General features: G+C 62.6%; 16 protein-coding genes. 9 read left to right on the forward strand and 7 right to left on the reverse strand.

Translation table 11 applies throughout. The features are described 5' to 3' along the window. Positions 1 to 432 precede the first annotated feature (432 nt). The 4 genes from PSH86_RS01360 to PSH86_RS01375 are packed head-to-tail and all read left to right on the forward strand — an operon-like array spanning position 433 to position 3,395. On the forward strand, positions 433 to 1,098 hold the full coding sequence (locus PSH86_RS01360; protein WP_092446076.1) for an amino acid ABC transporter permease: 666 nt from the start codon (positions 433 to 435) through the stop codon (positions 1,096 to 1,098). Then, positions 1,079 to 1,738: an amino acid ABC transporter permease gene (locus PSH86_RS01365; RefSeq protein ID WP_109751878.1), complete on the forward strand. Its 660-nt coding sequence runs from the start codon at positions 1,079 to 1,081 to the stop codon at positions 1,736 to 1,738. Before PSH86_RS01360 ends, PSH86_RS01365 begins: the two co-directional genes overlap by 20 nt. Then, complete coding sequence (locus PSH86_RS01370; RefSeq protein WP_116833920.1) at positions 1,735 to 2,517, forward strand: amino acid ABC transporter ATP-binding protein; 783 nt, start codon at positions 1,735 to 1,737, stop codon at positions 2,515 to 2,517. Before PSH86_RS01365 ends, PSH86_RS01370 begins: the two co-directional genes overlap by 4 nt. Beyond that, a complete protein-coding gene (locus PSH86_RS01375) occupies positions 2,514 to 3,395 on the forward strand; it encodes a transporter substrate-binding domain-containing protein (RefSeq protein WP_109751880.1) in 882 nt (293 codons plus the stop codon). The genes PSH86_RS01370 and PSH86_RS01375 overlap by 4 nt, the downstream gene beginning before the upstream one ends. A 145-nt stretch (positions 3,396 to 3,540) precedes the next feature. On the opposite strand, the gene PSH86_RS01380 is transcribed toward PSH86_RS01375, so the two are convergent. Then, positions 3,541 to 4,701 carry an AAA family ATPase gene (locus tag PSH86_RS01380; protein ID WP_116833921.1) on the reverse strand — a complete coding sequence of 387 codons (1,161 nt, stop codon included), beginning with the start codon at positions 4,699 to 4,701 and terminating at the stop codon, positions 3,541 to 3,543. Positions 4,702 to 4,827: 126 nt separating this feature from the next. Here PSH86_RS01380 and PSH86_RS01385 point away from each other — a divergent pair, with 126 nt between their 5' ends. The 3 genes from PSH86_RS01385 to PSH86_RS01395 are packed head-to-tail and all read left to right on the forward strand — an operon-like array spanning position 4,828 to position 10,036. After that, the gene (locus PSH86_RS01385; protein ID WP_109751882.1) at positions 4,828 to 5,931 is read left to right on the forward strand and encodes an efflux RND transporter periplasmic adaptor subunit; all 1,104 of its coding nucleotides are present in this window, start codon (positions 4,828 to 4,830) and stop codon (positions 5,929 to 5,931) included. After that, on the forward strand, positions 5,928 to 6,992 hold the full coding sequence (locus PSH86_RS01390; protein WP_109751883.1) for an efflux RND transporter periplasmic adaptor subunit: 1,065 nt from the start codon (positions 5,928 to 5,930) through the stop codon (positions 6,990 to 6,992). The genes PSH86_RS01385 and PSH86_RS01390 overlap by 4 nt, the downstream gene beginning before the upstream one ends. Further along, positions 6,989 to 10,036, forward strand: coding sequence for an efflux RND transporter permease subunit (locus PSH86_RS01395; RefSeq protein WP_116833923.1), 3,048 nt, complete (start codon positions 6,989 to 6,991; stop codon positions 10,034 to 10,036). The genes PSH86_RS01390 and PSH86_RS01395 overlap by 4 nt, the downstream gene beginning before the upstream one ends. Before the next feature lie 152 nt (positions 10,037 to 10,188). Here PSH86_RS01395 and PSH86_RS01400 read toward each other — a convergent pair whose 3' ends face one another. Beyond that, positions 10,189 to 12,408: a heavy metal translocating P-type ATPase gene (locus PSH86_RS01400; RefSeq protein WP_163855776.1), complete on the reverse strand. Its 2,220-nt coding sequence runs from the start codon at positions 12,406 to 12,408 to the stop codon at positions 10,189 to 10,191. Between the two features lie 85 nt (positions 12,409 to 12,493). On the opposite strand from PSH86_RS01400, the gene cadR reads away from it, so the two are divergent. Beyond that, a complete protein-coding gene (gene cadR / locus PSH86_RS01405; protein ID WP_003196623.1) occupies positions 12,494 to 12,940 on the forward strand; it encodes a Cd(II)/Pb(II)-responsive transcriptional regulator in 447 nt (148 codons plus the stop codon). Positions 12,941 to 13,107: 167 nt separating this feature from the next. Here the strand turns inward: cadR and PSH86_RS01410 are convergent, their stop codons facing one another. The 3 genes from PSH86_RS01410 to PSH86_RS01420 form a co-directional block, all read right to left on the reverse strand. Beyond that, positions 13,108 to 14,079, reverse strand: coding sequence for a thymidylate synthase (locus PSH86_RS01410; RefSeq protein WP_163855772.1), 972 nt, complete (start codon positions 14,077 to 14,079; stop codon positions 13,108 to 13,110). 49 nt (positions 14,080 to 14,128) lie between these two features. Then, positions 14,129 to 14,938 (reverse strand): prolipoprotein diacylglyceryl transferase, encoded by an 810-nt coding sequence (gene lgt / locus PSH86_RS01415; protein WP_163855770.1) that lies wholly within the window; start codon positions 14,936 to 14,938, stop codon positions 14,129 to 14,131. Positions 14,939 to 15,006: 68 nt separating this feature from the next. After that, positions 15,007 to 15,789 carry a sulfite exporter TauE/SafE family protein gene (locus PSH86_RS01420; RefSeq protein ID WP_109752344.1) on the reverse strand — a complete coding sequence of 261 codons (783 nt, stop codon included), beginning with the start codon at positions 15,787 to 15,789 and terminating at the stop codon, positions 15,007 to 15,009. 328 nt (positions 15,790 to 16,117) lie between these two features. On the opposite strand from PSH86_RS01420, the gene PSH86_RS01425 reads away from it, so the two are divergent. Further along, the gene (locus PSH86_RS01425; protein WP_109751887.1) at positions 16,118 to 16,864 is read left to right on the forward strand and encodes an NRDE family protein; all 747 of its coding nucleotides are present in this window, start codon (positions 16,118 to 16,120) and stop codon (positions 16,862 to 16,864) included. A gap of 132 nt (positions 16,865 to 16,996) precedes the next feature. On the opposite strand, the gene ptsP is transcribed toward PSH86_RS01425, so the two are convergent. Further along, positions 16,997 to 19,276: a phosphoenolpyruvate--protein phosphotransferase gene (gene ptsP / locus PSH86_RS01430; RefSeq protein ID WP_116833926.1), complete on the reverse strand. Its 2,280-nt coding sequence runs from the start codon at positions 19,274 to 19,276 to the stop codon at positions 16,997 to 16,999. A gap of 22 nt (positions 19,277 to 19,298) precedes the next feature. After that, positions 19,299 to 19,778 (reverse strand): RNA pyrophosphohydrolase, encoded by a 480-nt coding sequence (locus tag PSH86_RS01435; protein ID WP_003186867.1) that lies wholly within the window; start codon positions 19,776 to 19,778, stop codon positions 19,299 to 19,301. Between the last annotated feature and the right edge of the window lie 19 nt (positions 19,779 to 19,797).

Here is a 19,797-nt window from a genome sequence, read left to right on the forward strand (position 1 = left end):
TTTGTGCTCGAGATCCCGTGGGGGGAGGTTATTTATTTGAGACGAGTCGAACCTGTCCTGTGGCGAGGGGATAAATCCCCTCGCCACACTAGTTGTCAGGCCACCCTGGTCTTCAACGCCCTGCGCAACGCCACCAACAATTTCAGTATTTCCTGCGGTTCCAGTCGCTGCGGCACTTTTACGTCAGCCATGTCTTCTTCCTTGTAATGGTTCGGGGATTTCGGACAAAAGTCCTCCCTGCGACGCAAAGAAAAATAGTCGGCTTTGCCCATCGCGGCAAATCGAGGGAATAGTTTTTTGTGTGATATCAATATGCTTTAACGGTATTTAAATTGCGCTTCTTATACCTTTAAAGTCAGCTCCTGCCGAGCAGCTATCCGCTGCCCATGGACCGCACTACCGCCGCTTACCGAGCGGCGTCCAGGATGTTCAATGAACTTCGATTACGCTTTTATCCTCAGCACCCTCCCGGCGTTTCTCAAGGCCGTGGGCGTGACGTTGCAGGTCGGCCTTATCGCCATCGCCACATCGCTGCTGGTGGCGCTGGTCAACGCAACGATCCTGGTGTCGCGCACACCTTACCTGCAACGCCTGGTGGGGCTGTATGTGGAACTGGCGCGCAACACGCCGCTGCTCATCCAGCTGTTCTTCGTCTACTTTGCCTTGCCGGCGTTGGGTATCAAGGTCTCGGGGTTTGCGGCGGCGATCATTACCATGACGTTCCTGGGCGGTGCCTACCTCACGGAAGTGCTGCGTGCGGGTGTGGACGCGGTGCCCCAGGCGCAATTGGAATCCGGTCGCTCCATCGGGCTGTCCCATGGGCAGTTGTTGCGCTACGTGATCCTGCCGCAGGCCGGGATCCTCAGCCTGCCATCGCTGTTCGCCAACTTCATTTTCCTGCTGAAGGAGACCACCGTGGTCTCGGCCGTAGCGGTGCCGGAGATTCTCTACACCACCAAAAGCTACATCGCGCTCTATTACAAGACCTACGAAATGCTCGCCGTGCTGACGCTGATTTGCGTGCTGCTGTTTTTGCCGTTGTCGCTGCTGCTCAGCCGTCTGGAAAGGAGGCTCCAGCATGGCCAGTTCGGGTCTTGAATTGTTGTGGGTGTCGTTGCCGCAACTGGGCAAGGGCGCTGCGCAAACCCTGTCGATTTCCTTGCTGAGCATCGCCATCAGCACCGTTGGCGGCGTGCTTTACGGCGTGTTGCGTACGTTGGGCGTGAAGTGGCTGGACGTCGTCCTGCGGGTCTACCTGGAATTGTTCCGGGCGATCCCGGTGCTGGTCTGGTTGTATTTGCTGTTCTTCGGCCTGCCGATCTTTTTCGGCCTGAGCCTTCCAAGTTTTTGGTGCGCGGTGCTGGTGCTGTCGTTGTGGGGCGCCAGTGAAGTCGGGGAAGTGGTGCGCGGAGCCTTGCATTCGTTGCCGCGCGGCCAGCGCGAGGCGGGCTTGTCCATTGGCCTGAACGGTCCGCAACTCTACGGCCATGTACTGCTGCCGCAAGCGCTCAAACGCATGACGCCGCCAACCATCAACGTCTACACGCGCATCATCAAGACCAGCTCCCTGGCCGTGCTGATCGGCGTGGTGGATGTGATCAAGGTCGGCCAGCAGATCATCGAGCGTACCTATGAATCCGTGCTGATCTACGGCGCGCTATTCCTGTTTTTCTTTTTCATCTGCTACCCGCTCTCGGCCGCCTCGCGCGTGCTGGAGCGGCGCTGGACGCAAGCATGAGCGCATTGATCGAGTTCAAGGGTTTCAACAAGTTTTTCGGCGAGCAGCAGGTGCTGGACGGCATCGACCTGCAAGTGAAGGCCGGCGAAGTGATCGTCGTCCTCGGCCCCAGTGGGTGCGGCAAAAGTACCTTGCTGCGTTGCCTCAATGGGCTGGAAGCGGCCCACAGCGGCAGCCTGAGATTCGCCGGTCGCGAGTTGCTGGACAAGGGCACCGACTGGCGTGAAGTACGACAGCGGATCGGCATGGTGTTCCAGAGCTACCACCTGTTCCCGCACATGAGCGTGCTCGATAACCTGCTGCTCGGCCCGGTCAAAGTACAGAAACGCGACCGCCGCGAAGCGCGCGACCAGGCCGAAGCCCTGCTGGCCCGGGTGGGCTTGCTGGACAAGCGCGATGCCTTTCCACGCCAGCTCTCCGGCGGCCAGCAGCAACGCATCGCTATCGTTCGCTCGCTGTGCATGAACCCCAAGGTCATGTTGTTCGACGAGGTCACCGCCGCCCTCGACCCGGAAATGGTCAAGGAAGTGCTGGAGGTCATCCAGGGCCTGGCCCGCGAAGGCATGACGCTGTTGATCGTCACCCACGAAATGGCCTTCGCCCGGGCCGTGGCTGACCGCATTGTGTTCATGGATGCTGGGCGAATCCTTGAACAAAACCCTCCCGAGATTTTCTTTACGAACCCGCAAACCGCACGAGCGCAGCAGTTCCTGGAGAAGTTCTCCTACGTCGCCGCACTACCCAAAACGACTCAAACAAAGGAACTGCAACTGTCATGAAAACTGCCAAGTCTTCTCTGCTGCTACTGCCGCTGCTCGGTCTTGCACTGCTGGCCGGCTGCAATAAAACCGAAGAACCGCCAAAGCCGAAAACCGCCAGCCAAAGCACCGCGCCGGCCAGCTACCTGGACAAAATCAAGGCGCGGGACAAATTGATCGTCGGGGTCTTCACCGACAAGCCACCGTTTGGCTTCGTCGATGAGGCCGGGCGTTATGTCGGCTTCGATACCGACATTGGCCGTCGATTCGCCAAGGACCTGCTCGGCGATGAAAACAAGGTCGAGTTCGTCGCGGTCGAGCCGGCGAGCCGGATTCCGTTCCTGCAAAGTGACAAGGTCGACCTGATCCTGGCCAACATGACCGTGACCCCGGAGCGCAAGGAAGCGGTGGAGTTCACCAACCCGAATCTGAAAGTCGCCGTGCAGGCACTGGTGCCACAGGCCAGCGAAGTGAAAAGCCTCGATGACCTGGCGACCCGTACCACCATCGTCACCACCGGCACCACGGCGGATATCTGGCTGACCAAGAATCACCCGGATTGGAAACTGCTCAAGTTCGAGAAGAACTCCGAGTCCTTGCAAGCCCTGGCCAACGGTCGTGGCGACGCCTATGCCCAGGACAACCTGGTGCTGTTCAGTTGGGCCAAGCAGAACCCGGGTTATCGCGTGCTGGCGCAGACACTGGGCGCCGAAGCGCCGATTGCGCCGGCGGTGAAGAAGGGCAATGTCGAGCTGCGTGATTGGGTCAATGCCGAGTTGGCGAAGCTGGGTGAAGAGAAATACCTGCTCAAGCTGTACGACCAGTACGTGCGCAAGGAATTGAGCGATGACACCAAGCCTGAGAGCGTGATTGTCGAGGGTGGCAAATGGCAGGGTTGATTTCCTGACAGTTGCAGCGCCTCAAGGACCGCATCGCGAGCAGGCTCGCTCCCACATTGGCCGGCGGAGGGCTGAAGATTTGCGGTCGAGCACCATTCCCCCTGTGGGAGCGAGCCTGCTCGCGATTCGGTTTATCTGGCGCTGATTAATCCGGCCAATGCCAAGCCGGTTCATCCAGCGCCCGCTGCCCGACAATCCCGGTCTGTCCAAGCTCCTTTTCCAGCACGATGCAATTGCAGTCCTCATCCTGCTCCAGTGCGGCGATCAGGCGCGTGGCGTGGGACACCACCCAGACCTGGCAATTGGCTGAAGCGCGGATGATCAACCGCGCCAAGGCCGGCAACAGATCCGGGTGCAAGCTGGTTTCCGGTTCGTTGAGCACCATCAGCGAGGGTGGGCGCGGGGTGAGCAGGGCGGCCACCAGTAACAGATAGCGCAGGGTTCCGTCGGACAGTTCGGCGGCGGATAGCGGCCGCAGCAGGCCGTGCTGTTGGAACGCGATGGCGAAACGTCCGCCTTGCAGTTTCTCGATGTGCAGGTGGGCGCCGGGGAACGCGTCGCCGATGGCGGCATGCAAGGCCTCGACGTCACCGATTTCAAGGATGGTCTGCAGGGCGGCGGCCAGGTCGCGTCCGTCGTGGTGCAGTACCGGCGTGCGGGTGCCCAGTTGCGGTTGGCGCACTGGCGCGTCGGCGTCGCTGCGGAAATGGTCGTAGAAGCGCCAGCGACGAATGAACTCGCGCATCTGCAGGACCTCCGGCGAAGTGCGCAGGCTGCCGACCTGGTCGAACAGGCTGTCGAAGGTCGGCGTGTGCTGGGCCAGCACATCCCATGAACGGCCTTCGCGGGCACGGATCATCGGCCCGTTGCGATCCACCAGCAGGCTGGCCGGCCGAAACACCGGACCGGCCCAGATGCATTCACGCTTGATCTCCGGATCCAGCGAAAACGCTGAAAGACTGGGTTCCGGCAGGCCCAAGGCAATCGAATAGCTGAAGTCTTCACCGGCGAATCCCAGGCGCAAGCGCTTGGTGCCCTGGCGCACAACTGCCTGGACCGGCACCTCGCCGTTGCGCATGCGGCGGCTGATTTCTTCCGGGCCGGCCCAGAAGGTCGAGTCCAGTCCGCCTTCGCGGGCCAGGGCGTTGACCACTCCACCCTGGGCCGTCTCGGCCAACAGGCGCAGGGCTCGGTACAGATTGGACTTGCCGCTGCCGTTGGGGCCGGTGATCAGGTTCAGCCGGCCCAGGGGGATGACCAGTTTGTTGATGGATCGATAATTGGCCACCGCCAGGGTCTTGAGCATGCGCAGGCTCCTACAGGGAGGCGATCAGTGTGCCTGATCTGCGGCATCCATTGTATTCGTTGAACCCTGTTCTAAGCTCACAGTCGTATCGTCACTGGTACGTCCGTACAGCGCATAGGAGTCTGCATGGCTGGTCCCCGAATCAAACTGGTAGTTGGCCTGGGCCTTTGCGCGCTACTGGCCGGATGCGGTGATGAAAAGCCTGCGGAAAAAGCCCTGCCACGGGTCTTTGTGCAGCAAGCCGTGCCCAGCGAATACGCCGCCTCGGTGACCCTGACTGGCGATGTCCAGGCGCGTGTACAGGCCGACCTGTCGTTTCGTGTGGGCGGCAAGATCATCGAGCGCAAGGTCGATGTCGGCGACCGAGTCTCGGCCCGGCAAATACTGGCCCGGCTCGATCCCCGCGACTTGCAGACCAATGTCGACTCCGCCGAGGCCCAGGTGGCCGCCGAGCAGGCGCGGGTCAAGCAGAGTGCGGCGGCCTTCGTGCGCCAGCAGAAACTCCTGCCCAAGGGCTATACCAGCCAGAGCGAATATGACGCGGCCCAGGCCCAACTGCGCAGCAGCCAGAGTGCGCTGACCGCCGCCCAGGCCCAACTGGCCAACGCTCGTGAACAACTGAGCTACACCGCACTGATTGCCGAGGCACCGGGCATCATCACCGCGCGCCAGGCTGAAGTCGGCCAGGTGGTGCAGGCCACGGAGCCGATCTTCAGCCTGGCCCGGGACGGCGAACGCGACGCGGTGTTCAACATCTACGAATCGCTGTTGAGCGAACCGCCGTCGGATCCTGCCATCACTATCAGTTTGCTGGATAACCCCGCCATCAAGACCACTGGTACGGTACGCGAGATCACCCCGGCGGTGTCTGCCCAGACCGGCACGGTGCAGGTCAAGGTCACCCTCAATGATTTACCCGAAGGCATGCGCCTGGGGTCGGTGGTCAGCGCCACGGCCAAGTCCGCCGGCAAGACTGCCTTCGAACTGCCTTGGTCGGCCCTGACCAAGAACCTCAGCGACCCGGCCGTGTGGCTGGTGGACGGTGAAGGCAAGGCGCAGTTGCATACGGTGACGGTCGGCCGCTACCTGACCGGCAAGGTCATCATCAGCGACGGCCTCAAGGGCGGCGAGAAAATCGTCACCGCCGGCGGGCAATTGCTGCACCCCGGCGTACGCGTCGAGATCGCTGAAAACACCCATGAAAAATCCACGCCGGGAGCCCAGCCATGAAGCGTTTGTGGATGATCTCGGCCGGACTCTTGCTGGCCGCCTGTTCCAAGGAGGAAGCACCGCCCGAACCGGTGCGTCCGGTGTTGTCCGTCGAGGTCCGGGCCCTCGACCAACAGGCGCTTGGACGGTTTGCCGGCAATATCCAGGCGCGTTACGAGAGCAACGTGGGCTTCCGTGTGCCGGGGCGGATCGCCAGCCGCAATGTCGATGTCGGCGCCGAAGTGAAGAAAGGCGACCTGCTCGCCACCCTCGATCCCACCGACCAGCAGAACCAGTTGCGCGCCGCCCAGGGCGACCTGGCGCGGATCGAGGCGCAGTACATCAATGCCCAGGCCAATGCCCGTCGCCAGCAACAATTGTTCGACCGTGGCGTCGGCGCCCAGGCGCAGTTGGACATCGCCCAGACCGACTTGAAAACCACTGGCGCGTCCCTTGAACAGGCCCGCGCCTCGGTGGAGCAGGCCCGCGACCAACTCAACTACAGCGAGCTGCGCACCGACCACGACGCGATCGTCACGGCCTGGAATGCCGAAGCCGGGCAGGTGGTCACCGCCGGCCAGCAAGTGGTGACCCTGGCCCGTCCGGACATCAAGGAAGCGGTGATCGACCTGCCGGCCGGGTTGGTCGAACGCCTGCCCGCGGACGTGGTGTTCGAGGTCGCCGCGCAATTGGACCCGAGCATTCATACCACCGCCACCGTGCGCGAGATCGAACCCCAGGCCCAGAGTGCCACCCGTACCCGTCGCGCGCGCCTGACGCTGGCCGATACACCACCCGGCTTTCGCCTGGGCACGGCGATCAGCGTGACCCTGAGTTCGACCATCGAGCCACGCATCGAGCTGCCACTCAGCGCGCTGCAAGAAGTCGACGGCAAGGCCCGCATCTGGTTGGTCGACCCGCAGAACCAGACAGTCTCGCCCCGTGACGTGCGGATTCTCGAACGTTCGGCCGACTCGGTGCTGGTGGCCAACGGCATCAAGGCTGGCGACCGCGTGGTCAGCGCTGGTGTGAACAGCCTCCAGCCGGGGCAGAAAGTGAAACTCGATGAGGACGCACGATGAAAGGGCCTTTCAACCTGTCCGAATGGGCCCTGCGGCATCAGTCGTTCGTCTGGTACCTGATGTTCGTTGCGCTGTTGATGGGCGTGTTTTCGTACATGAACCTGGGGCGCGAAGAAGACCCGTCGTTCACCATCAAGACCATGGTTATCCAGACCCGTTGGCCCGGTGCGACCCAGGAGGAAACCCTCAAGCAGGTCACTGATCGCATCGAGAAGAAACTCGAAGAACTCGACTCCCTCGACTACGTCAAGAGTTACACCCGTCCGGGAGAATCGACGGTGTTCGTGTACCTGCGCGATACCACCGGGGCCAAGGAAATTCCCGAGATCTGGTACCAGGTGCGCAAGAAGATCAACGACATTCGCGGCGATTTCCCTGACGGCCTGCAGGGGCCTGGTTTCAATGACGAATTCGGCGACGTGTACGGCTCGGTGTATGCCTTCACCGGCGATGGTTTGTCGATGCGCCAGTTGCGTGACTACGTGGAACAGGTGCGCGCCGAGATCCGTGACGTACCGGGCCTGGGCAAGGTCGAGATGGTGGGCGAGCAGGACGAAGTGCTGTACCTGAACTTCTCCACGCGCAAACTCGCGGCCCTGGGCATCGATCAACGCCAGGTGGTGCAGAGCCTGCAATCGCAGAACGCGGTCACGCCTGCCGGGGTCATCGACGCCGGGCCCGAGCGGATTTCCGTGCGCACGTCCGGGCAATTCCAGTCGGAAAAGGACCTGGCCAACGTCAACCTGCGGCTCAATGACCGCTTCTATCGACTGGCCGACATCGCCGACATCCGTCGCGGCTACGTCGACCCCGCCACACCGATGTTCCGTTTCAATGGCACGCCAGCCATCGGCCTGGCTATCGCGATGAAGAAGGGCGGCAACATCCAGGATTTCGGCAAGGCGTTGCATGCGCGCATGAGCGAGCTGACCGCTGACCTGCCAGTGGGCGTTGGCGTGCATACCGTGTCGGACCAGGCCGAAGTGGTGGAGGAGGCGGTCGGTGGCTTCACCAGCGCCTTGTTCGAGGCGGTGATCATCGTCCTGCTCGTCAGCTTCGTCAGTCTCGGCATACGGGCCGGGCTGGTGGTGGCCTGCTCGATTCCGCTGGTGCTGGCGATGGTCTTCCTGTTCATGGAGTACAGCGGCATCACCATGCAGCGGATTTCCCTCGGCGCCTTGATCATCGCCCTCGGCCTGCTGGTGGATGACGCGATGATCACCGTGGAGATGATGGTCACGCGCCTGGAAAAAGGCGACAGCAAGGACCAGGCCGCGACGTTCGCCTATACCTCGACCGCGTTCCCGATGCTCACCGGGACCCTGGTGACCGTGGCCGGTTTCGTGCCCATTGGCCTGAACGCCAGTTCCGCCGGTGAGTACACCTTTACCCTGTTCGCGGTGATCGCCGTGGCAATGCTGGTGTCGTGGATCGTCGCGGTGCTCTTCGCCCCGGTGATTGGCGTGCACATCCTCAGCACCAACGTGAAACCCCACAGCGCCGAGCCGGGTCGGATCGGCCGGGCCTTCAACGGTGGCCTGCTGTGGGCGATGCGCAATCGCTGGTGGGCCATTGGCATCACCGTGCTGCTGTTCGTGCTGGCGGTGTTTTGCATGCGCTTTGTGCAGAACCAGTTCTTCCCGTCCTCGGACCGGCCGGAAATCCTGGTGGACCTCAACCTGCCGCAAAACGCCTCGATGGATGAGACCCGCAAGGTCGTCGATCGCTTGGAGGCGAGCCTCAAGGGCGACCCGGACATCGAGCGCTGGAGCACTTACATCGGCGAAGGCGCCATTCGTTTCTACCTGCCGCTGGACCAGCAATTGCAGAACCCGTACTACGCGCAACTGGTGATCGTCAGTAAAGGCCTGGAGTCGCGCACTGCCCTCACCGAACGCCTGCAAAAGCGCCTGCGTGAAGACTTCGTCGGCATCGGCAGCTACGTGCAGGCCCTGGAAATGGGCCCGCCGGTGGGGCGGCCGATCCAGTACCGGGTCAGCGGCAAGGACATCGACCAGGTGCGCAAGCATGCGATCGAGCTGGCTACCGAACTGGACAAGAACTCGCACATCGGCGAAATCATTTACGACTGGAACGAGCCGGGCAAGGTGCTGCGCATCGACATCGCCCAGGACAAGGCGCGGCAACTGGGCTTGTCTTCCGATGACGTGGCCAGGCTGATGAACAGCATCGTCAGCGGGTCTCCAGTGACCCAGGTCGATGACGATATCTACTTGATCAATGTGGTGGGCCGGGCCGAAGACGCCGAACGCGGCTCACCGGAAACCCTGCAAAACCTGCAGATCGTCACCCCGAGCGGCACCTCGATCCCGCTGCTGGCGTTCGCCACGGTGGGCTATGAACTGGAGCAGCCGCTGGTGTGGCGTCGCGACCGCAAACCGACCATCACCATCAAGGCGGCGGTGCGCGATGAAATCCAGCCCACCGACCTGGTCAAGCAGCTGCAACCGGCCATCGACAAGTTCGCCGCTGGCCTGCCGGTGGGCTACAAAGTCGCCACCGGTGGTACGGTGGAAGAGAGCAGCAAGGCCCAGGGGCCGATCGCCAGTGTCGTGCCGCTGATGCTGTTCTTGATGGCGACCTTCCTGATGATCCAGCTGCACAGCGTGCAGAAACTGTTCCTGGTGGCCAGCGTCGCGCCCCTGGGCTTGATAGGCGTGGTGCTGGCGCTGGTGCCGACGGGCACGCCCATGGGTTTCGTGGCGATCCTCGGGATCCTCGCGTTGATCGGCATCATCATCCGTAACTCGGTGATCCTGGTGACCCAGATCGACGAGTATGAACGTGACGGCTACGAGCCCTGGGATGCGGTGGTGGAGGCCACCGAACACCGGCGCCGGCCGATCCTGCTGACGGCGGCCGCGGCGAGCCTGGGGATGATCCCGATTGCCCGGGAAGTGTTCTGGGGGCCGATGGCCTACGCGATGATTGGCGGGATCATCATCGCCACCCTGCTGACATTGCTGTTCCTGCCGGCGCTGTATGTGGCCTGGTACAAGATTCGCGAGCCCAAGCGTGATTGATCTTGTTTTTTGGGGCTGCTGTGCAGCCCATCGCGAGCAAGCTTTGCTCCCACAGCAGATCTGCTGTGAGTTCAAAACGCTGTATTCACAAAGCGCCAACTGTGGGAGCAAAGCTTGCTCGCGATAGGGCCCGTCCAGCCACCTAAGACTTCTTATTTACGCAACAACCGCAACCCATTGAACACCACCAGCAAACTCACCCCCATGTCGGCAAACACCGCCATCCACATGGTGGCGAAGCCGGCGAAGGTCACCCCAAGGAAGATCGCCTTGATGACCAACGCCAGGGCAATGTTCTGTTTCAGGATGCTTGAAGTCTGCCGCGACAGGCGAATGAAGGCTGGGATCTTGCGCAGATCATCGTCCATCAACGCCACATCAGCGGTTTCGATGGCCGTGTCGGTGCCGGCCGCCGCCATGGCGAAGCCGATTTCCGCGCGGGCCAGGGCCGGTGCGTCGTTGATGCCGTCGCCGACCATGCCGACGCGGTGACCCAGGGTGTACAAGTCTTCGATGGCTTGCAGCTTGTCCTCCGGCAACAAATCGCCGCGGGCCTGATCCATGCCCACCTGGGCGGCGATCGCTTCAGCGGTGTGGACGTTATCGCCAGTGAGCATCAGGGTCTTGATGCCCAGGTCATGCAGCTCCCGAATGGCTTCGCGGCTGGAATCCTTAACGGTGTCCGCCACGGCAAACAGCGCCAAGGGGCCTGTACTGTCGAGCAGCAGCACCACGGACTTGCCTTGTTTTTCCAGGGCGAAGAGTTTTTCTTCCAGCTCGGGAGAGCACAGGCCCAGGTCCTCCACCAGGCGATGATTGCCCAGGTGATAGGTCTGGCCACCGATGTCGCCGCGAACGCCGCGCCCCGCCAGCGCCTCGAAGTTATCCACAACCTGCTGTGCCAGATGCTTATCCACAGCTGCGTGGGCAATCGCTCGGGAAACCGGATGGTCGGAGCGCGCGGCGAGGCTGGCGGCGAGGGCCGGGGCGGTGCTTTCCACGGTGGGGTCCAGCGCCACATAGTCGGTTTGCACCGGCTTGCCGTGGGTGAGCGTGCCGGTCTTGTCCAAGGCCAGGTAGTCGAGCTTGTAGCCGCCCTCCAGGTACACGCCGCCTTTGACCAGGATGCCTTTGCGCGCCGCGGCGGCGAGGCCGCTGACGATGGTCACGGGTGTGGAAATCACCAGTGCGCACGGGCAGGCCACCACCAGCAGCACCAGCGCCCGGTAGATCCAGTCGAACCATGCCGCGCCCATGAACAGCGGTGGGATGACGGCCACGGCCAAGGCCAGGATGAACACCGCCGGGGTGTAGATTTTCGAGAACTGATCGACGAAGCGCTGGGTCGGCGCGCGTGAGCCCTGGGCCTGTTCCACGGCGTGGATGATCCGCGCCAGGGTGGAGTGATCGGCCGCCGCGGTCACGGTGTACTCCAGTTCGCCGGCCTGGTTGATGGTGCCGGCGAATACTTTGTCGCCGACGGTTTTTTCCACCGGCAGGCTTTCGCCGGTGATCGGTGCCTGATCGATGGTGGAGCGTCCGGCGACCACGTCACCGTCCAGGCCCACGCGCTCGCCGGGGCGCACTCGCACGCGCGCGCCGAGGGCGATAGCCTTGACCGCCTGTACCTGCCAACTGCCATCGGCTTGTTGCACGGTGGCTTGCTCCGGGGCCATTTGCATCAGGCCGCCGATAGCATTGCGCGCCCGGTCCAGGGATTTGGCTTCGATCAGTTCGGCCACGGTGAACAGGAACATCACCATCGCCGCTTCCGGCCATTGGCCGATCAACACCGCACCGGTCACGGCGATGCTCATCAGCGCATTGATGTTCAGGTTGCGGTTCTTCAGGGCGATCCAACCCTTCTTGTACGTACCCAGGCCGCCGCTGAGGATCGACACCAACGCCATCAGCGCGACCACCCAGTTTGGCGCGGCGTTGGTGAAGTGAATCACCTCGGCGCCCAGGGCTGTCACGCCGGACAACGCCAGCGGCCACCAGGGCTTGGCTGGGGCGGGCAGGTCGTTGGTTTCTGGTTTCTGGCCCGGGGTCAGTGGGTCGGCCTGCATCCCCAGGGACTCGATGGCCTTGATGATTGGTGCGTCGCTGGGCAAATCGTGGGTCACGCCCAGCACGCGGTTGATCAGGTTGAATTCCAGTTGCTGCACGCCTTCGAGCTTGCCGAGCTTGTTCTGGATCAGCGTCTGTTCGGTGGGGCAGTCCATGGCTTCGATGCGAAAACTGCTCAACCGCGCACCGTCCGTCGGCGTCTTGCCGAGGTTGACCACCGCCGGTGCCGCTTTCGACGCGCAGCAGGAATGCCCGTGGTCATGGTCGTGGGCGGGTTTGTGGATATGGAGGGAGTCGCTCATCGGGTACGTCCGTGAAAAGTGCCTGTTGCGCAGTAAAGACCCTGTAGCCACTATAGGGTCAAGCACCTATTTGGGAGGCCGCACCATGAAGATCGGAGAACTGGCGAAAATCACCGACTGCCAGGTCGAGACCATCCGTTATTACGAGCGCGAAGGCCTGCTGCCGGAACCGGCCCGCAGCGATGGCAATTACCGCGTCTATACCCAGGCCCATGCCGAGCGGCTGACGTTCATCCGCAACTGCCGCACCCTGGACATGACCCTGGAAGAAATCCGCAGCCTCCTGGCCCTGCGCGACAGCCCCCAGGACCAGTGCGAAAGCGTCAACGCGCTGATCGACGAACACATTCAGCACGTGAAGGCTCGCATCGATGGCCTGTTGGCCTTGCAGACACAACTGATCGACCTGCGCCATCGCTGTGGCGAAGGGCCGGACCTGGATCAATGCGGGATCTTGCAGCGCCTGGAGGTGAGCGGGGCGGTGGCGCCGGAGGTGGAGCATTCACATGTGGGTAGGAGTCATGGGCATTAAGCCCTTGCTGCCAATCCGAATACACAGAACGGCCTATGGGTGAGCCTGTGGGAGCAAAGCTTGCTCGCGATGGAAACACCTCGATCCGTCAGTAGATCGCGTTATCGTTCGTCGCGAGCAAGCTTTGCTCCCACGGGGCCCGCACACAAGGGGATGGTGGGATTCTTTTAGACCGCCATCGGCGCAGTCATCGGCGCGTGGTGCTGGTAGCCTTCGAGGGAGAAGTCGCTCGGCTCCACGAGTTCCAGCCATTCAGGCTGGTACACACCGGTCTTGGCGAACTCCGGCACGCGCTCGGAAATCACCAGTTTCGGCATCGGGAACGGCTCGCGCCTGAGCTGTTCCTTGAGCATGTCCAGGTGGTTTTCGTAGACGTGGGCATCACCGATGAAATAGGTGAACCAGCGCGGTGTGTAGCCGGTCAGGCGGCCGATCAGGCTCAGCAGCGCGGCGCCTTCGGTGAGGTTGAACGGCGTGCCCAGGCCCAGGTCGTTGGAGCGGATGTAGAGGGTCAGGGAAATTTCCCTGGTCTCGACATTCGGGTGGAACTGGTAGAGCAGATGGCACGGCGGCAGGGCCATTTCATCGAGCTGGGCGCAGTTCCAGCCGTGGAACAGGATACGGCGGCTGCCCGGGTCCTTGATGATGGTGTCGACGCACTGGCGAACCTGGTCGATCGCCTTGTAGAGCACCACGTAGGCCTGGCCGTTTTCTTCGCCTTCGGCGATTTGCCGGTAGCCTTGGGCCAGGGTTTGCTCGATGGCCGCCGGGTTGCTCAAAGGGATCTGTTTGTAGGCCGGCCATTTGCGCCATTGCACACCGTAGATCTCGCCCAGGTCGTCTTCGCCCTGGCGGAACGGGTTGGCCAGCCACTGGGCATTTTCGTTGGCGTTCTGGTCCCAGACCTTGCAGCCCAGGGCGCGGAATTCAGCGGCGTTGTTGATTCCACGGAGAAAACCACACATCTCGCCGATGGCCGATTTGAAAGCCATTTTGCGGGTGGTAATGGCCGGGAAGCCTTGCTTGAGGTCATATCGCAGCATGGCGCCTGGGAGGCTTATGGTATTTACGCCCGTGCGGTTGGCTTGTCGGGTGCCGTGCTCGATGACGTCGGCCACCAGATCGAGATATTGCTTCATGGATTACCTGTGTCCTTGAACCCGAGGCCAGCGCCCCGGGGTTCGAATTTTAAACCTTGGCCGTCGCAGCTGGCGCGCGATGATAGGCCAGCCAGATCAGGGCCAAGCCGCCGACGATCATCGGCAGGCATAGCACCTGGCCCATGGTCAGCCAGTTCCACGCCAGATAGCCGAGCTGGGCGTCCGGGACGCGGACGAACTCAACGATGAAGCGGAAGATGCCGTAAAAAAGGGCAAACATACCCGATACCGCCATGGTCGGACGCGGCTTGCGCGAGAACAGCCAGAGGATCAGGAATAGTGCCACGCCTTCGAGGGCGAACTGGTACAGCTGCGACGGATGGCGCGGCAACTGTGCCGGGTCACTGAACGGCGGGAAGATCATCGCCCACGGCACGTCGGTCGGCTTGCCCCACAACTCGGCGTTGATGAAGTTGCCGATGCGCCCGGCGCCCAGGCCAATCGGCACCATCGGCGCGACGAAGTCCATCAGCTCGAAAAACGACTTGTTGTTGCGCTTGCCGAACCACAACGCCGCCAGCATCACGCCAATGAACCCGCCGTGGAACGACATGCCGCCCTTCCAGACCTCGAAGATCAGCGTCGGGTTGGCCAGGTAGGCGCTCAGGTCGTAGAACAGCACGTAGCCCAGGCGCCCGCCGACGATCACGCCCATGGATAGCCAGAACACCAGGTCGGAGAGCTTTTCCTTGTTCCAGGTCGGGTCGAAACGGTTGAGCCGGCGCGACGCCAGCAGCCAGGCGCCGCCGATGCCGACCAGGTACATCAGGCCGTACCAGTGGATTTTCAGCGGGCCGATGGCCAGGGCTACCGGATCGATCTGCGGGTAAGGCAGCATTGATATTCCTCGTAAACGTCAAAAATACCCGGGCGACGCTGCCACCTCGGGATTAAGCCAGGATTGCGTCAGAACAGGAAACTCAAGCCGACGCAGAACAGCAAAGCGGCGAACAGCCGTTTGAGCAAGCGCGGCGACAGACGATGGGCCAGCCGCGCACCGAAACGGGCGAAGACCATGCTGGTCAAGGCGATGCCCAGCAGCGCCGGCAAATACACAAAACCGAGACTATGGGCCGGCAACAACGGATCGTGCCAGCCCAGAATCATGAAACTTAATGCGCTGACCACGGCGATGGGCAGCCCGCAAGCCGATGACGTCGCGACCGCTTGCTGCATCGGCACGCTGCGCCAGGTCAGGAACGGCACGGTCAGCGAACCGCCGCCAATGCCGAAGATCGCCGAGGCCCAGCCGATCACCGTGCCGGCCAAGGTCAGGCCGCCCTTGCCCGGCACCGTACGGCTGGCCTTGGGCTTGAGATCCAGGGCCAATTGCGCGGCGACGACCAGGGCGAACACGCCGATGATCCTCTGCAGGTGCGGGCCGGAAATCGCTTCGGCGGTGATCGCGCCAAAACCGGCACCGATCAGGATGCCGACGGTCATCCAGGCGAACACTGGCCAGCGCACCGCGCCCTTGCGCTGATGCTCGCGTACGGCGTTGACCGAAGTGAAGATGATCGACGCCAGCGAGGTGCCGACGGCCAGGTGCGTCAATACCTGCGGGTCGAAGCCTTGCAAGGTGAAACTGAACACCAGCACCGGGACGATGATGATCCCGCCCCCCACGCCGAACAACCCGGCCAGCACGCCGGCGCAGGCGCCGAGCAGCAGATAGAGCAAAAATTCCACCAGCGTCTCCCCGCCCATCCCGAAATAAGAGCGGCATGGTAACGGATCCAGGGCCTTGGGCTCTACTGAAGGCGATGGATGTGGCGGCGATGTCTGGGTAGAGTGATCACAGCATTTGGCACGAAACCTTGTGGCGAGGGGATTTAGCGAAACGTCGCCCCGCCCCGCTTTGTGGGAGCAAGGCTTGCCCGCGATGGCGGCGCTACGGTCTTTCAGAAATCGAGGCGCCTGTTTCGCGAGCAAGCTTTGCTCCCACACAGTGCCTCCCACAAAAACTGTGTCTGGCTTTATTCTTTCAACCGATTGGCATTGTTAACGGGATTACCTGATGTGCCTGATCGTATTTGCCTGGCGCCCCGGCCACGCCCAGCCATTGATCGTGGCGGCCAACCGCGACGAGTTCTACGCCCGGCCGACCTTGCCCCTGGCCCAGTGGCCTGACGCGCCCCAGGTCCACGCTGGTCGCGACCTGGAGGCCGGCGGCACCTGGCTTGGCGTTGGCGCCGAGGGTCGCTTTGCCGCCCTGACCAACATCCGTGACCCGGGCCAGTTGCCGGCATTCAAGTCTCGCGGTGAGCTGGTGGCGCGGTTCCTGACCGGAAATCTCTCGATTGCCGAGTACTTGAGCGAAGTCGTGCCCCGCGCCAGCGAGTATGGCGGGTTCAACCTGCTGCTCGGCGATGGCTCCGAGCTCTGGCACCACAACGCCCGTGATATTCGGCCACAGCGACTGGCCGAAGGCGTCTATGGTTTGTCGAACGCCGGGCTGAACACGCCATGGCCCAAGCTGCTCAAGGCCCGGGCGGCGCTGGCCGAGGTGCTGGACGATCCGCAGCCCCAGGCGCTATTGGCGCTGCTGAACGACCCGCAACCCGCCCCGGTGGCTGAGCTGCCGGATACGGGCGTTGGGCTGGCGACCGAGATGCTGTTGTCGAGCGTGTTCATCGCCAGCCCGGCTTATGGGACGCGGGCGAGCACGGCGTTGATTGTCCATGCCGATGGGACACGGCATATGGTCGAGCGCAGTTTCGGGCCGCATGGGGGGCATTTGGGGGAGGTCGAGGTCAGGGTCTAGCTTTGTGGTGTCAGGTCTGGCCCTATCGCGAGCAGGCTCGCTCCCACTGTGGATCGGCGGTGAACACATATTGTGTGAACAACCGAGATCCCCTGTGGGAGCGAGCCTGCTCGCGATAGGGGCGCTACAGGTTCAGAGGGTTTTGTTCGACGCCGGATTGATCATCCGCGCCAACCCAAGGTTCTTCAGTGCCAATTGCAAGGAGCTGTGGATCACCTGCGGGTTGTCGATGGTCATCACCTCGGCCAGCAACTCCTGGGCCTTGCTGAGGTTGATCTGGCGCAGCATCCACTTCACTTTCGGCAGGTTGGTGGCGTTCATCGACAGGCTGTCGAAACCCATCGCCATCAGCAGCACCGCCGCTGCCGGGTCACCGGCCATTTCGCCGCAGATGCTCACCGGCTTGCCTTCGGCATGGGCGTCACGCACCACGTTCTGCAAGGCTTGCAGCACGGCCGGGTGCAGGTAATCGTACAGATCGGCGACCCGTGGGTTGTTGCGGTCCACGGCCAGCAGGTACTGGGTCAGGTCGTTGGAACCCACCGACAGGAAGTCCACCTGCCGCGCCAGTTCCTTGGTCTGGTACACCGCTGCCGGAATCTCGATCATCACGCCCACCGGCGGCATCGGCACGTCGGTGCCTTCGTCGCGCACTTCGCCCCAGGCCCGGTGGATCAGGTGCAGGGCTTCTTCCAGTTCATGGGTGCCGGAGATCATCGGCAACAGGATGCGCAGGTTGTTCAGGCCTTCGCTGGCCTTGAGCATGGCGCGGGCCTGGACCAGGAAGATTTCCGGATGATCGAGGGTCACGCGAATGCCGCGCCAACCGAGGAACGGGTTGTCTTCCTTGATCGGGAAGTAGGACAGGGACTTGTCGCCGCCGATGTCCAGGCTGCGCATGGTCACCGGTTGCGGGTGGAACGCGGCCAGTTGTTCGCGGTAGATCGCCAGCTGTTCCTTTTCACTCGGGAAGCGCTGGTTGATCATGAACGGCACTTCGGTGCGGTACAGGCCCACACCCTCGGCGCCACGTTTCTGTGCCCGGGCCACGTCGGCCAGCAGGCCGGTGTTGACCCACAGCGGCATACGGTGGCCGTCGAGGGTCACGCAAGGCAGGTCCCGCAGCGCGTCCAGGCCCAGGGACAGTTGTTTCTCTTCCTCCACCACATCGGCGAACTGCTTGCGCAGCACGTCGCTGGGGTTGGTGTAGACCTCGCCGTGGTAGCCATCGACGATCATCTGGATGCCGTCGACCTTGGAGTACGGCAGGTCCACCAGGCCCATCACCGTCGGGATGCCCATGGCCCGGGCCAGGATCGCCACGTGGGAGTTGCCCGAGCCCAATACCGAGACCAGCCCCGCCAGCTTGCCTTCCGGCACTTCGCCGAGCATGGCCGGGGTCAGCTCTTCGCTGACGAGGATGGTGTTATCGGGGTAGACCAGGGTCTGCTGGCGTTCCTGCTGCAAATAGGCCAGCAACCGGCGGCCAAGGTCCTTGACGTCGGAGGCACGCTCGCGCAGGTAGGCGTCGTCCATCAGTTCGAAACGGTTGACGTGGTCGGTCACCACCTGGCGCAGCGCGCCCTGGGCCCACTGGCCGGTCTTGATGACGGTGGTCACTTCGCTGCCCAGGGAGGCGTCGTCGAGCATCATCAGGTAGACGTCGAACAGCGCGCGCTCTTCAGGCCGCAGCTGCGTCGCCAGCTTGGCCGACAGGGCGCGCATGTCGGCCCGTACGCCTTCGATGGCGGTCTTGAACAAGCCCAGCTCGGCATCGATGTCGGTGATGGCCTTGTCCGGCACCACGTCGAGGTCGGCGGGCGGCAGCATGACCACCGCCGTGCCCACCGCCGCGCCCGGTGAGCCCGGTACGCCGACGAACTTGGCTTCCTGGATACCCTTGCCCTGGCGACCCAGGCCGCTGATCGAGCCGGTGGCCTCGGCGTGGGCGATAACCCCGGCCAGTTGCGCGCTCATGGTCACGAGGAAGGCTTCTTCCCCCTCGTCGAACTGGCGGCGCTCTTTTTGCTGGATGACCAATACGCCGACAACGCGGCGGTGGTGGATGATCGGTGCGCCGAGGAACGAGGCGTAGCGTTCTTCCCCGGTTTCGGCAAAGTAACGATAGCGCGGGTGATCCGCGGCGTTTTCGAGGTTCAGGGGTTCTTCGCGCGTGCCGACCAGGCCGACCAGACCTTCATTGGGCGCCATGCTGACCTTGCCGATCGAGCGCTTGTTCAAGCCCTCGGTGGCCATCAGCACAAAACGGTTGGTCTCGGGGTCCAGCAGGTAGACCGAGCAGACCTGGCTGCCCATGGCCTCTTTGACGCGCAATACAATAATCCCCAACGCCGCCTTGAGATCCTTGGCGGAGTTAACTTCCTGGACGATCTTGCGCAGCGTATTGAGCATGGCTCGGGGTCGAACTCCGTCGTCAGTCGCGCGTCAGCAGGCGCGGGGCAAGCTCTTTGAGAGCGCGTCGATACACTTCGCGCTTGAATGTCACCACCTGGCCCAACGGATACCAATAGCTGACCCAGCGCCAGCCATCGAACTCCGGTTTACCGGTCAAATCCATCCGCACCCGTTGCTCGTTGGAGATCAGGCGCAGGAGAAACCATTTCTGCTTCTGGCCGATACACAGCGGTTGGCTGTGCGTGCGGACCAGGCGTTGCGGCAAACGATAGCGCAACCAGCCTCGGGTGCAGGCGAGTATTTCGACATCTTCTCGCTCAAGCCCCACTTCTTCGTTCAACTCGCGGTACAAGGCCTCTTCCGGCGTCTCCTGGGGGTTGATCCCGCCCTGGGGAAACTGCCAGGCGTCTTGATTGATACGGCGAGCCCATAGCACCTGCCCTGCATCATTCGTAAGAATGATCCCCACATTGGGGCGGAAACCATCGGGGTCGATCACGGCAACAACCTCGCAAACG

Source organism: Pseudomonas sp. FP2300 (assembly GCF_030687595.1).
In the GTDB taxonomy this organism is placed as follows: domain Bacteria; phylum Pseudomonadota; class Gammaproteobacteria; order Pseudomonadales; family Pseudomonadaceae; genus Aquipseudomonas; species Aquipseudomonas bijieensis.